Below are 13,374 nucleotides of genomic sequence, written 5' to 3'. Positions count from 1 at the left end.
TAAGCCGCGTAATCTGCGGCTAAAACCCGTTAGGGCAGCGAGAACGCCACAACCGAGTCGCTGGCGATGGCGGCGACGTATTGTTTGCCGGCTTTTCCCTGATACGTCAGTGGGTTCGCGTTGACGGTCTGGTCGAGCTTGTAGGCCCAGAGTTCCTTACCGGTCTTCGAATCGAACGCCCGGAAGCGCCGGTCGGTGGTGGCGCCGATGAAGACCAGGCCGCCGGCGCTGACAATCGGGCCGGCGCTGCCGCTTCCGCCAACGTTTTGTTTGCCTTCGGGTAATCCCTCGTTGAGACCGAGCACCGAAACCCAAGCGATCTCGCCAGTATTCGCATTGACCGCCCAGAGCCTGCCCCATGGCGGCTTCTGGCAGGGAGCGTTTCCGATTGTCCGGCCGCTCGCATCCTTTATAGGAGCGGCGAATCCGTTATACGGGCCGGGGCCATTGACGCTGCCGCGGTCGTAGGGCTGTGGCGATCCGTTGCCGCTTCCATAATTGCCGCCCGGCCGCTTCTTTTCGATCCATCCGCTCAGTGCCGCATCGTGCGTCTGCACATAGACGTAACCAGTCTTTGGATCCGCGGCCATCCCGCCCCAGTTCGGGCCTCCGTTTCCTGGGAAGATGATGGTGCTTTTCGGCGGCGCGCCCTCCTCATGTAAGAGGAAGGGAGTGAATGGACCGGCGTTGTAGAAGCCGCCGGCTTTTTCATAGATGTCCATGCAGGCCTTCGCGTGTTCCGGCGTGGTGTCCTCCGCGGTCACGATGTCTTCTTTTTTGAAACTCGTTCGCGCGAGTGCCGGCGGCTTCAGCGGAAACGGCTGTGTGGGCGAGTACCATTCGCCGGGCGCGTCACCGGCGGGAACCGGCCGTTCTTCCACGCCAAAGATCGGCTTGCCGGTGTCGCGATTCAGGATGAACATCCATGCCTGCTTGTTGATCGCAGCGAGTGCCGGGATCGTTTTTCCGTTTTGTTTGATATCGACGAGGACGGGAGATGGCGGCAAGTCGGAATCCCAGAGATCGTGATGCACGGTCTGGAAGTACCATTTCATTTTTCCGGTGAGCGCGTCGACGGCGACGACGGAATTGCCGAACAGGTTGTTGCCCGGCCGGTCGCCGCCCCAGTAATTTCCTGCCGGTGCTCCGAACGGCATGTATAGCGTGCCGCTCTTTTCGTCGAGGGTCATATACCAGCCCCAGACGTTAACGCCGGAGCGATCCTTCCAGCCGTCGTCAAGCCAGGTTTCGTGGCCGGGTTCGCCGGGGCGGGGAACCCCATGGAAATCCCAGAGGTGCGCGCCGGTCCGGACATCGAAGGCGCGCGAGTCGCCGGGATCGCCGCCCTGAGAGACTTCGGCGTTGAAGGCGCCAAGCATTGCGACATCCTTATAGATGAGCGGAACGCCGTTCCATGGCACCTGGATATCGACGGAGCCGTCCTGACCGAATCCCGCAGGTGCTTCACCGGTGATCGCGTTGAGTGCCATCAACCGCTTGCCCGCGGTGAACAGAAGCCGCGGTGGTGTCGTGCCTTCGCCCGGCCAGAATGCGACACCGCGAGCCGCCGTGCTTCCGGTGGGAAGTTTGTATTCCCAGATCAGTTTCCCGGAGTCGGCTTCCAGGGCAAGAACGCGTCCCCCCGCCGGAAGGTACATCACGCCGTTGATCACGATCGGCGTGGCTTCGGGATTCACGGTTGGAACGGGAGCCGCACCCCGTCCGCCGCCACGCCCGCCGGCAGCGCTGCCGCTGCCGGTACCCGCGCCCCGTCCGGCCGCGGGAGTGCTCAAGCGATAGGACCATGCCATCTTGAGGGTGGAAACATTACTTGTACTGATCTGCGTGAGGGGAGAGTACCGCGTTCCTGCAAGGTCGCGGTTATACATCGGCCAGTCGGCTCCGGGATTTGACTTAGGGGTTTGAGCCAGGACCGGCAGCAAGGCCACCATGGCGGCCAACGGGATGGCATATCGAGCGCGCATAGAAAGCTCCTGAATTTGGTGAAACAACTACCGATTGACAGACATTCTCCGCCTTTTCAAGGCGGGGTGCCCGAGCGATCAAACGTTAGAACGCCCGGGCGGGCGCGAAGCGCGAGCCCGATAGGGCGAAGCAGTAATAGACGTAATCAACGAACCGCGAAGCGCACCTTATTGTTTGAAGTTACCAACCGCCCCGTCTGCGCCGCTAAGGAACAGGACCATCTTGTTAATGGCGCAGCCACCCCGCCTTTGAAAGGCGGGGAATGTCCGTTTCCTTCTTCTGGTCCCTTCCTTTTACTGCAGTGTGAAAACCACCAGCGACTCGTTATTCGAGCCCCTCTGACCACCGACAGCGGAAGTTACCGCGACATACTGCTTGCCGTCCTTGCCCTGGTATGTCATCGGAATCGCCTGGACGTTGTAGTCCAGCTTCACCGACCACAATTCCTTTCCGGTCTTCGACTCGAAGGCCCGGAAGCGGCCGTCTGCCGTCGCGCCGATGAACACCAGACCGCCGGCGGTCGCCATCGGTCCGCCGAATCCCGGCGATCCGACATTCTGCTTGCCGGCCGGCAGCGTTTCGTTGATACCGAGCGGCACCTGCCAGGCGATGTCTCCCGTGTTTGCATTGATTGCGACCAGCCGGGCCCATGGTGGCTTGCTGCACGGCCAGTTTACGACCCGCCCGCTTGCGTCCTTCGCCTGTACGCTGAACGCCGGTCCATTCACGTGCGTGTACGGGAATTGCTTTGCAAGGTCCATGCCCGGCTCATACTTGGGATTCTTCTGCATCCATCCGCTCGCCGGCTGATCCTTCGAATTGACGAAGATGTAGTTCAGCTTCGTGTCGACTGCGGTTCCACCCCAGTTGGGTCCGCCGGTGGCGCCCGGATAAATCAAGGATGGAGGATTACCTTCCTTCTTGAACTTCCAATAGGTGTATGCGCCCGTGTTGTAGAAATTGGTCTTGTCCCAGAGATCCTTGCAGGCCTGGGCATGTTCGGGCGTGGTGTCTGCAGCGGTCACCAGATCATCCTTAGTGATGCTGACGCGAGCGACCGCGGGCGGTTTCACCGGGAATGGCTGCGTCGGCGAATACCATTCGGTCGGCACGTCGCCCGGCGCCGTCGGCCGTTCTTCCACGCCGAAAATGGGTTTGCCGGTGAGACGGTCCAGGATGAAAACCCAGCCTGCTTTTCCCGTCTGTGCGAGCGCTGGGATGGTCTTCCCATCTTTCTTGACTTCAAAAAGGCTCGGAGCCGGCGGAAGGTTGTAGTCCCACAATTCGTGGTGAACCGTCTGGAAGTACCACTTCACCTTTCCGGTTTCGATATCGAGCGCAACCGTCGAATTGCCGTAGAGATTGTTTCCCGGCCGGTCGCCGCCGTAATAGTTCGCGCCGGGTTGGCTGACAGGTTCATAAACGATGCCGTTCTTCTCATCGACGGTCAGCGCGAAGGCCCAGACGTTGTTGCCGGTCCGATTCTTCCAGCTGTCGAATCCCCAGGTTTCGTTGCCGGGTTCGCCTTCACGCGGAATCGTATGGAACTCCCAGAGTTCCTTTCCGGTGCGCGCGTCGTAGGCATGCGTGTCGCCCGGTTCGCCGGCGCTGGTGTCGAGCTGCGGCGCAACGTGCCGCTGGCCCGGACCATAGAAGTTGGATCCCATCAGGATGACATTCTTATAGATCGTGGGCGCGCCGTCATACGGGATCTTCATATCGATTTCGCCGTTGTTGCCGAAACCGGTCGAGGGTTCTCCGGTCACCGCATTGATGGCGGCAAGCTTTCGGGCGGTTGTAAAAAGAATGCGTGGCGGATTGCTCTTGTCGCCTGGCCAGTAGGTGACGCCGCGGAACGAAGCCTGCCCTTCTTTGAGTTCGTAGGTCCAGAGCTCCTTTCCGCTCTCGGGTTCAAGCGCGACGATCCGGTTTGCCGCCGGCAAATACATGATGTCGTTGACGACGATCGGTGTGACTTCCTGAAACAGCTCGCTCGCGCTCTGGCCTGTGAGCGGCTTCCCGTCATGCGGCCGCAGCTTGTACGTCCACACCTGTTTCAGCTTTGCCACATTCGAAGTATTGATCTGGGTCAGCGGCGAGAACCGCGTTCCGGCCAGGTCCCGATTGAACATCGGCCAGTCGGCATCGGGGCTGCGGCCGGCGGGTTTTTGCGCCGTGCTCAGGGTGATCGGCAGCACGGCCACCGCCGCGGCGGCGATCAAAAAGACGACACGCGAAATGCGCATGTGCGGGCTCCTTACGTTCTGTGAAAACTGCCGCATTCTATCACTTGAAAAGCGAAATGAACGTCCGCAGAATTTCAGGGATTTCAGGATTCTGGATACGTGCGAGCCGTGCGGGCAGAAAAGTGTGATACAGAGATTCATTGACTCACGTCTCAGGCCTTCACAAAAGCTGACAATCCGGGAGAGCGACGCAGGTATGAACATCAACGCAATCAAGATCGGCATCAACCCTCCGGCGGACGTCAATGTGATCATCGAGGTGCCGATTGGCGGAGAGCCCATCAAATATGAAATGGACAAGGCGTCGGGTGCTCTTTTTGTCGACAGGTTTCTCTATACCTCGATGCGCTATCCCGGCAACTACGGGTTCATTCCCCATACCCTCTCGGAAGACGGAGATCCCTGCGACGTCATCGTAGGCAACACACGCGCGATCGCACCGGGTGCCGTCATGAATTGCCGCATTGTGGGCGTCCTGCTGATGGAAGATGAGGCCGGACCTGACGATAAACTGATCGCTGTCCCTTCGCCGAAACTGACACAGCGTTATGAGCACGTGCAAAACTATTCGGATCTGCCCGAGATTACGCTGAAGCAGATTCAGCATTTTTTCGAACACTATAAGGACCTCGAACCCGGTAAATGGGTCAAGGTCAAATCGTGGGGCGACGCGCTGGCCGCAAGAAGGATTTTGACCGAAGGCATTGAGCGAGCAGCAGCGAAGAGAATCTGAGTGTGATGTAGTCGCGGGCTTTAGCCCGCCAGAGTATGGGCTGTTCGAGAACAATCCTGCCGGTCCGGGGATCGCGGCGAGGACGGAGACCGCGCTTGTATTCCACCAAATAGCCATTTAGAATTTCAACATGGCCATTTCGATAACGGTACTCAAAAACCATTGTCTTGCGGTCATTCGTGAGGTTGAACGAACGGGCAAGCCGGTTCTGATCACGCGCAGAGGGAAGATCGTTGCATCCATTCAACCTTCGGTCGAGGCAAAAACTGTAGCGTCGCTCAAGCCGTGGGAGCGTTTACGTGGAACGGCCGAATGCCGCTTCGAAGCCGGCGAATCGGTACTGAAGGATGAAGACTTCGAGGCGCTACGTTGAATATTCTGCTCGATACTCATGTCTGGCTGTGGTGGCTGACAGGAGCAACGCAATTAAAACGCAAAGAGCGCGAGGCGATCGATCGAACAGCAGCGGTTCAGCTTCCGTTCATCTCTTCCATTAGCATTTGGGAAAGTGAAATGCTTGTTTCCAGGGGCCGCCTTGTCCCAAATGAGCCGTTCGACTTGTGGATACGACGGATGACAGCTCCTGATACGGTGCGAATCATCGATTTGGACACCGATGTGATCGTTTCGTTGCACTCCTTGCCCAAATCGTTTCACGGTGACCCGGCCGACCGGTTAATCGTGGCAACGGCTCGCACACATGGTCTCACGCTGGTTACCCACGACGCTTCAATTCGGCGCTCCCGTTTGACGCCGATCTGGAAGCCATAGGATTCTGCAGACGCCCTTACTGAACCTTTAAGATCGCAACGTGCTCGCCGGATCGATTCGAACAGCGCGCCAGGCGGGTACCAGACACGCGAGCACCGATACACAGGATAAAATAACAATCGCGCCCGCATACGTCGCAGGATCGAGGCGTGAAACACCAAACAGCATCGCGGCGATCGCAGAACTTGCCACAACTGCACCGAGAAGTCCAACCAGGACGCCGCAACCCGTGAGTAGAGATCCCTGACGCACGACCAGGCCGACGATATTGCCGCGCGACGCGCCTAACGCCGTCCGCACTCCGAACTCGCGGGTACGCTCGGCGACGATTCCAGTAAGCACACCGTAAATGCCGGCGGCAGCAAGGACCAGTGTTGCGAGCGCGAAAGCTTCGAAGAGAATCAGCGCGAACCGCCGTTCCGCCGCGGACGCAGCAACGACGTCACTCATCGTCGCGACCCGAACGACCGCTTGATCTTTATCCACCGACCAGACAGCAGCCCGTACTGCGCGCGCCAGAGCGGCCGGATCGCCATCAGACCGAATGACCAGAGACATCGTGTTATCCGTAAATTTCCATTGTCCCGGCGTCACGTAAACGGAGTCGGCGCGGTTCAAGCCTAGAGACACTTGCTTCACATCGCCCACGACACCGACGATGGTGTAAAGGGGGCTATCAGGCGGCCCAATCCTCAACCGCTGACCTATCGGATCGATGCCTGGAAAATTGCGGTTCGCGTAGGATTCATTGATCAGAGCGGCCAGGGAAGCGCCGGCGCGGTCGCCGTCGCCGAGCAGACGGCCGCGGCGCAGAGGAATGCGCATGGTTTCGATGTAACCTGGACTGACAGCGTATCGGAACGCGCTGTGATCTTCCGTCTGCATCTGAATCGGACTCGACTCGAACCGGACACCATAAACATCGGAATCGCCGCTCAGCGGCAGTTGGCTCGTCAGTGCCGCCATTGTGACGCCGGGAACACTGCGCACTGCCGCGAGCGCATCGTCGAAGAACTTGTATGTCACAGAGTTTTCCTGAAAGCGGCGGCCGGAGGTTTGCACCTGCATGGTGAGCAGGTGGGACGCATCAAATCCCGCATCGACGGCGAACCAATGTTGCAGGCTCCTCAAAAGCAGTCCCGAACTGACTAGCAGCACAAACGCCAACGCCACTTCTGCGACGACCAGCGCTCTGCTCGTGAGCTTTTGCGGGTCGGTCGTACGGGGCGATCCATCCTGGATGCTCCGGTAAGGGCTGGTAGAGATCTGAAGAGCGGGTATCACACCGAAGACAAACCCAACGAGAGTGGTGAGTCCGAATCCAAACGCAAACACAGAACCGTTGAGCTGGATGTCGGCCGCTCGGGGCAATCCCGGTGGACTGAGGGCAACGAGGGCATGCACCCCAATGATGGCAACTGCCATTCCAGTTACGCCACCCATGACGGCCAGAAACAAGCCCTCCGTCAACAATTGCCAGACCAGCCGCTCGCGGCCGGCACCGAGCGCAACTCGCAAGGCAAACTCCGGCCGCCGCCGCACACCGCGAGCGAGCAGCAGGTTTGTCACATTCACGCACCCAACGATCAGCACCAGGGCTACGGCGCCGGCGATCGCCAAAAGAGCCGGCTTGACGCCGCGTGTGATGTCGGCTTGCAAGGAAAAAACATTTAGGTTGAAGGGGCCGCGATATGTTTCCGGCCGCTGTTCGTTAACGATCTCGTGTGCGAGTTCTGCAAGCTCGTTGGCGGCCTGATCGATAGAGACTCCCGGCCGAAGGCGGCCAATGGTGCGCAGATGATGACCCCACGCCCGGCCTTGCGACATGTCATATTGGAGCGGTCCCCAAACCTCGGCCGCGGGTGCAAGGAGGTTTTCGAAACTTTCCGGCATGACGCCGATCACCGAGTATTCGTTGCCTTCGAGAGTGACGTCGCGTCCGACAATTGTTGGGTCGGCATTGAATCGCCGCCGCCACAACTTATTGCTGAGAATCACGACGCCAGGCCCGTTCATCCGGTCATCGGAGGGGGTGAAGTCACGGCCCAGGAACGGCCGCACGCCCAACACTCGAAAGTAGGACGCGCTCACGAGCTGTCCTTCAAACCTCTCCGGTTCATCGGCCGAGGTCATTGTCGGCTGCCACGGCTTCAACACAGCCAGGGAATCCAGCAGGCGGCTTCGTTCTGCGAGTCCTTTGTATATTCCGAAGGTACCGTCATTGCGTGCGCCCTCAGTGCTGGTCTCCCAGATCGTTACGATCCGTCCAGCGCCGGGGTAGGGCAAAGACTCGAAAAGGATCGTGTTCACGGCGCTGAATATTGCCGTCGTTGTGCCGATTCCGAACGCCAGGATGAAAACCGTGAGCGCCGCAAAACCAGGCGCCGAACGCAACTGCCGCGCTGCCAGCCGGACGTCCACGAACAGCCGGTCGATCCAGGCCCAACCCCAGGCGCCGTAACTTTCCTCGTGCAGCACTGTGATATTTCCGAAGCGGCGTTGTGCCAGGGCGCGCGCGTCGTCACTCATCAAACCGCGACTGGAGTATTCTTCGGCGCGAAGATCGAGGTGGAAACGCATTTCTTCTTCAAGGTCGCGATCGAGCTTTTCGCGTCTGAGCATCATGAAGAACCGGCGCACTAGCTCCTTGATCCATAACATTTGTGTCGCCTTTCTTCAGCCTGCTTGCAGCACTCGTTGAATTGCCCCGATTACCCTGTCGAACTGCAACACTTCAGCCGCGAGTTGCTTGCGTCCAAGTTTCGCTATTCGATAGTAGCGTGCGCGGCGGTTGCCGCGCGTGACGCCCCATTCCGCAGTAACCCAGCCCTTGATCAGCATCCGCTGAAGAGCGGGATAGAGTGAGCCTTCCTCCACCTGCAGCACATCCTGTGAAATCGCCTGAATGGTGCTGGCTATCTCGTATCCATGCAGTTCTCCGCTCCGGGCAAGTGTTTTCAAGATCAGCATATAAAGCGTTCCAGGTGGTATCTCATCGCGTTCCACGGTTTCGTGTTTTGCTGGCATAGCCAGACTATGGCAGCGTGTTTAACGGCTGTCAACCTGTAGATCCGAGAGTCGGAATGATTTAGGCAAGCAGGACAGGGCTCCGCTGGGTCACTCAGGCATGCGTCCCAGCAAACGCACCGCCGCGGCGCGAACGAGCGATATCGTCTCGCTAACCTCAACCAATGACTCCATCTCCGTCCTTCCGGAAGGCGTAAGTCTTCGTTAAGGAACCGGCCTGACGGCCGGACATCTTATTTGAACAGACCGCCTCTCGCCTCGCTACGCGAGGCATTTCCCAGCCTGAGTCAGGCGGGGAGTCTATTTCGGCAGTTGAATCGCGTAAGCGAAGCCATCCGAAGTCGAGGCGAAGAAGCGGCCGTCGATAATGCTGTAGCTGAGCGGACGCCAGAGTATGGGCAGTTCGCGGAGAATCCTGCCGGTCCGGGGATCGATGGCGGCGAGGACGTTGTCGTCGCGAAGTGTCCAAAGACGCTTGCCGGTGTCCTGGAGGCGCAGGAATCCGCGGCCTTGCCCCTTGGGCATCTTCCATTGAAATCCCGATTGGAAGTCGAAGGCAAAAGGCCAACCCGTGTCGGTCCCGAACAGCAAGGTGCCCCGCATCGTCAGTTGCGTAGTGTCGACCTCCGGCCGGGGCGACCGGCGGATGGTCTTCTGCGCCGCGTCATAGGCAACGATCTCGCGCCGGTCGTTGACGAAATAGACGGGACCGGCGGCGACCGGCAGCCGCGAGGAATTGGGTCCGATGACGCCTTCCTCGGTTTGATGATCGATAACAACGCCATCGGCGGCCGCGACTGTCCAGATGTCATGCCCAACCGAATATATGAACCGGTCGCCTTGAGGCATCCACAGACCGATGGGGTTCTGTTGCAGGAGCCTGGTGGCTTCCAGGGGGTGGTCTTTTTGCCACAGCAGCCGCCCGTTTGTGGCATCGAACGCGTTAATAGAAACTTGAACGCGGCTGCCCTGGAAATTACGAAAAACCGGCTCCACGAAGACGCGGCCGGACGCATAGGCGATCCTTGCGAATTCCACCGCCGGACGTTGATTCCAACTCGCAATCGGTTTGCGTTCTCCGCTCGCGGCGTCGATGCGGTTCAATCCGATCGCTGTGGGATCGTTCGTATCGCCTGTGATCGCGAAAAGCGCAGAATTCACTGCGACGCTGTCGACGAAGCGTTGAACAGGCTGCCGCCACGCGACTTCACCGTTGACGGGATTCAGGGCGATGATTTGTCCGGAGCCGATGTTGAACCCCAGGTTAATAAGGCGCCCACCCACGATCTGAGGGCTTCCCGGCGCGGCGCTTTCCAGACTTTGATGCCATAGCAATCCGTAATCGCGAGTCAATTCGTCGAAGGCGCCGCGGCTCGCCTCCGAGTCGCGGCCCGCAAGATTCGCATAGTTCGCCAGGTCCAATCCCGCTTTTATCGGCGGCGCCTGCCCCTTGGCCTTTGCGTTTGCCAGCAGCAACCGCGCGCGCGCGAGCCGAAGCGGAGGATAGTCCGGATCCATTTCCCGGGCGACTTTTTCGATGAGCGTTTCCGCCCCTTCGAGATCTCCTGTGCTGATGAGAGCGGAGGCCACTTCCGTGATGATGGTTTTATCCGTCACGTTCTTTGATGGCTTTTCCAGCGAATACTGCTTGATGCCGTCTTCCTCAACCATGAACAGGGAATCCTGGATCGCGAACAAACCGCGGCCGTTGGGGAGAGACGAACCGGTGTACTGCCACATCAGCCGCCCGGTTTCGGCATCGAGTGCCGTGAGTGAAGCGCCGCCCGCCTGCAGCGTCACGACGCCATTGAAATATTTCACGGATTTTCCGGAAACTGCGGCGGCAAAATCGGAGGACTGTTCCGGTCGATGACCAGATCCGCGCGCGTCCAGCGCGTTTTCCCCGTCTGGTCGTCGAGTACGGTGAGAAGTCTCTTCTGCGTCAGATAAACAAACACGCTGTCGGTCGTGATCCCCACCAATGGATCTTGCGGTCCGGAATCCTGCAGTTCGTTACGCCACAAGAGACTGCCATCGGCGGCAGACACGGCATACAAGCGGAAATTGCCGGGACCGTCTGTTTTCCGGACATCGGCCGAAAGTAAAACGGTTGCGCGGTCGTTCGCCCATGCCATCTCACTGGCGTGCGCGCCGAAGGGAATCGCATCGCCCAGGATTTCCAGCCGCCGGACGGTATGTTGTGTGGGATCGACGATGTGCAAGACCGACGATTTGCCGTGGCGTTCGACAAACATGATCCGCTTTGGAGTGGCAAGCACGGCACGATGGAAAGCTCCTGCGGCAAACGGCGGCGTCCACGCCCAGATCTGCCGGCGTTCAGGGACGGAGTCCGGAAGCGCCCGCTTGAAAGCCGCGATCGCCTCATCCCAGCGTTTCAGTTTCGAAAGCGCGAGGCCCCGCTGGAAATGCGCATCGGTGAGTCCGCCGTCGATCTCGAGGGCGCGATCGAATTGCGCCAACGCATCCTCGACCAGACCGTTCTGGAGAAAGTAAATTCCGTTTGAAAGCGCCTTTGCCGCTTCCGTTTTCTCCTTCGGCTCGTTGGAAGCGGGTGGCGCTGCCGGCGGCGGAGCCGGCTTCATCAGAGCAGCCGGTTGAGTTCTGGAATAAGACCGCCAGATGGCAGTGCCGGCGACCATCAGAATGACCAGACACGCAATAAGAAGCAGGGCCTCAGCAGACCAGCGTCTGCCGCGCGGCGCAGGCCCCGCCAGCGCGCTCCGCAGTTCCGCGACCGATCCGAACCGCTGGGCAGGATCCTCTACCACGCATAGCGACATGACCGGCTGCAGCCAGGCGGGCAGGTTATCGGGAAGGACGGGGCCCGAGTCGTCCGGCATCCTTCCCGTCAGCAGTTCATAAATGACGACGCCCAGCGAATAAATGTCGCTCTTCTTATCGGCGAACCCGCGCTTCCATTGTTCCGGCGCCATATAGCCGAGCGTGCCGGCCACGGACAGGCTTCCGGTCTTTTCCGGATCCACAATCCGCGCGTGGCCCGGCGATCTTGGCTGTGCCGTCGGTGGCGATCAGGATGTTCTCCGGCTTCAGGTCGCGGTGCACAACCTCCTGCCTGTGCGCCTCTTCGAGGCCGTCGATCACTTGCCGGATAATCGCGAGAGCCTCTTCCAACGTTACTCAGCCGACCAGCGCGCGCAGATTCTGTCCCTCGACATGCCCCATCGAAATCTGTGAAACGCCGTCTTCGATGTGGAAGTCATTCACGCGGCGGACATTCCGATGAGTAATCTTCTGGGCGATCCGCACTTCCTGCTCCGGAAATGCGACATCCGGCCGCAATCGTTTCAGCGCGACCGTGGCTCCGGTGAACCTGTCGTGCGCGAGGTAAACAACGCCCGTCGCTCCGGAGCCGAGCTCTCTGAGGATTTCTAACCGCATGGGATTTCCAGCAGATTTTATACATCGCATTGATGGGGGCTGACAAAAACATTGCAATTGCCGGACACGGCCGTGAAGACAACTTTCGATGATTCCGATATATGTTGTGCTGAATGAAACGTGGTCTCTTTTGTATATGTCTGGTCGTTGTCGTCGTTCCGTCCCTGGCTATCGCGGGGTTTCAGCTCGGCAAAGATCCTGCCACGGCCCCTTCGGCACAAACAGAACCCGATCCATATGCCGGTATGCAGCTGAATGACCCGGTGGCTCAGCTTGAGGGAGCGCTGGAGAGTGGACGAGCAAAGCTGATCTACGATGCTGCCCGCGGCTACCTGCCCTCCCTATTGAAGGAACTCCATATCTCTCCCTCATCTCAAACGCTTGTGTTCTCCAAGACAAGTTTTCGGCGCGATTTGATTTCACCCGGGAGACCGCGAGCCGTGTATTTCAATGATGCTGTGTACATCGGTTGGATTCCGGATTCGCCAGTGCTTGAAATTGCATCGGTCGATTCACGGGTTGGTCCTGTGTTTTACACGCTGGATCAGCAGGACGTTACCGTTCCAAGGATTGAACGAGATTTGACCAACTGCTCTATGTGCCACGGCCGTCCGGCTTCCAAGCTCCTGATGCTTTCTGTTTTCACCGATCCTGAGGGTAATCCCTATGGAAGCGGTTCGGACGCCCCGTTTGCATCAGGTCCATTCGGCAAACTGTTCGGTGGGTGGTACGTGACAGGGTTGCACGGTGACCAGATGCATCTGGGTAACGTTACGCTCATGCCCAGCCATTTCACCGGAGACGTAAATGAATTCCTTGCGCGAACGAGGATAAACCTGCTTCCCAACGTGAACGACCTTGCACCACAGTTCGATACAAAGCGGTATCTCGAACCGGGAAGCGATATCGTTGCGTTGTTGGTGTTGTCACACCAGATCCGCGTGCACAACCTGATGACGCGCGCGACTGAAGCCATTCAAGCGGCGGTGCAGAAAGAATCAAGTTCGAACAGAATGGAGGATGTTATTCGCACCAGCGCGGAACCGTTGGTCGAAGCGCTGTTTTTTGCCGAGTCCCCGCGATTTTACGAACCTATAAAGGGCAGCCCTGCATTTGCCGATGCATTTGCAGCATCGGGCCCCCGCGACAATCATGGCCGATCTTTGCGTGACTTCGATCTCGAACATGGTT

12 protein-coding genes are annotated in these 13,374 nt (G+C 58.9%); 4 read left to right on the top strand and 8 right to left on the bottom strand.

Annotated elements, in window-relative coordinates; all coding sequences use genetic code 11:
• Positions 1-29: 29 nt before the first annotated feature.
• On the bottom strand, positions 30-1,985 hold the full coding sequence (locus VGK48_24770) for a PQQ-binding-like beta-propeller repeat protein (protein HEY2384403.1): 1,956 nt from the start codon (positions 1,983-1,985) through the stop codon (positions 30-32).
• A gap of 294 nt (positions 1,986-2,279) precedes the next feature.
• Positions 2,280-4,232, bottom strand: a complete 1,953-nt coding sequence (locus VGK48_24765) for a PQQ-binding-like beta-propeller repeat protein (GenBank protein HEY2384402.1) — start codon at positions 4,230-4,232, stop codon at positions 2,280-2,282.
• Positions 4,233-4,428: 196 nt separating this feature from the next.
• On the opposite strand from VGK48_24765, the gene ppa reads away from it, so the two are divergent.
• The 3 genes from ppa (at position 4,429) to VGK48_24750 (ending at position 5,736) form a co-directional block, all read left to right on the top strand.
• Positions 4,429-4,965 carry an inorganic diphosphatase gene (gene ppa / locus VGK48_24760; protein HEY2384401.1) on the top strand — a complete coding sequence of 179 codons (537 nt, stop codon included), beginning with the start codon at positions 4,429-4,431 and terminating at the stop codon, positions 4,963-4,965.
• A 130-nt stretch (positions 4,966-5,095) separates the two neighbouring features.
• Positions 5,096-5,338: a type II toxin-antitoxin system prevent-host-death family antitoxin gene (locus VGK48_24755; GenBank protein HEY2384400.1), complete on the top strand. Its 243-nt coding sequence runs from the start codon at positions 5,096-5,098 to the stop codon at positions 5,336-5,338.
• The gene (locus VGK48_24750) at positions 5,335-5,736 is read left to right on the top strand and encodes a type II toxin-antitoxin system VapC family toxin (GenBank protein ID HEY2384399.1); all 402 of its coding nucleotides are present in this window, start codon (positions 5,335-5,337) and stop codon (positions 5,734-5,736) included. The genes VGK48_24755 and VGK48_24750 overlap by 4 nt, the downstream gene beginning before the upstream one ends.
• 27 nt (positions 5,737-5,763) lie before the next feature.
• Here VGK48_24750 and VGK48_24745 read toward each other — a convergent pair whose 3' ends face one another.
• The 6 genes from VGK48_24745 to VGK48_24720 form a co-directional block, all read right to left on the bottom strand.
• Positions 5,764-8,397, bottom strand: coding sequence for an ABC transporter permease (locus VGK48_24745; protein ID HEY2384398.1), 2,634 nt, complete (start codon positions 8,395-8,397; stop codon positions 5,764-5,766).
• A gap of 15 nt (positions 8,398-8,412) precedes the next feature.
• On the bottom strand, positions 8,413-8,763 hold the full coding sequence (locus tag VGK48_24740; GenBank protein HEY2384397.1) for a PadR family transcriptional regulator: 351 nt from the start codon (positions 8,761-8,763) through the stop codon (positions 8,413-8,415).
• A gap of 300 nt (positions 8,764-9,063) precedes the next feature.
• Positions 9,064-10,584 (bottom strand): PQQ-binding-like beta-propeller repeat protein, encoded by a 1,521-nt coding sequence (locus VGK48_24735; GenBank protein ID HEY2384396.1) that lies wholly within the window; start codon positions 10,582-10,584, stop codon positions 9,064-9,066.
• Positions 10,581-11,738, bottom strand: a complete 1,158-nt coding sequence (locus VGK48_24730) for a tetratricopeptide repeat protein (GenBank protein HEY2384395.1) — start codon at positions 11,736-11,738, stop codon at positions 10,581-10,583. The genes VGK48_24735 and VGK48_24730 overlap by 4 nt, the downstream gene beginning before the upstream one ends.
• Entirely contained in the window at positions 11,680-11,916 is a 237-nt protein-coding gene (locus VGK48_24725; protein HEY2384394.1) for a protein kinase, read from the bottom strand. The genes VGK48_24730 and VGK48_24725 overlap by 59 nt, the downstream gene beginning before the upstream one ends.
• Before the next feature lie 6 nt (positions 11,917-11,922).
• Positions 11,923-12,183: a hypothetical protein gene (locus VGK48_24720; GenBank protein ID HEY2384393.1), complete on the bottom strand. Its 261-nt coding sequence runs from the start codon at positions 12,181-12,183 to the stop codon at positions 11,923-11,925.
• 245 nt (positions 12,184-12,428) lie between these two features.
• Between VGK48_24720 and VGK48_24715 the strand changes: the two genes are divergently transcribed.
• Positions 12,429-13,374, top strand: a 946-nt coding sequence (locus VGK48_24715; GenBank protein ID HEY2384392.1) for a hypothetical protein, incomplete at its 3' end; no start/stop codon positions are given.

Source organism: Terriglobia bacterium, from assembly GCA_036496425.1.
In the GTDB taxonomy this organism is placed as follows: Bacteria; Acidobacteriota; Terriglobia; order 20CM-2-55-15; family 20CM-2-55-15; genus 20CM-2-55-15.
This window is presented reverse-complemented; position numbering and strand designations above follow the sequence as displayed.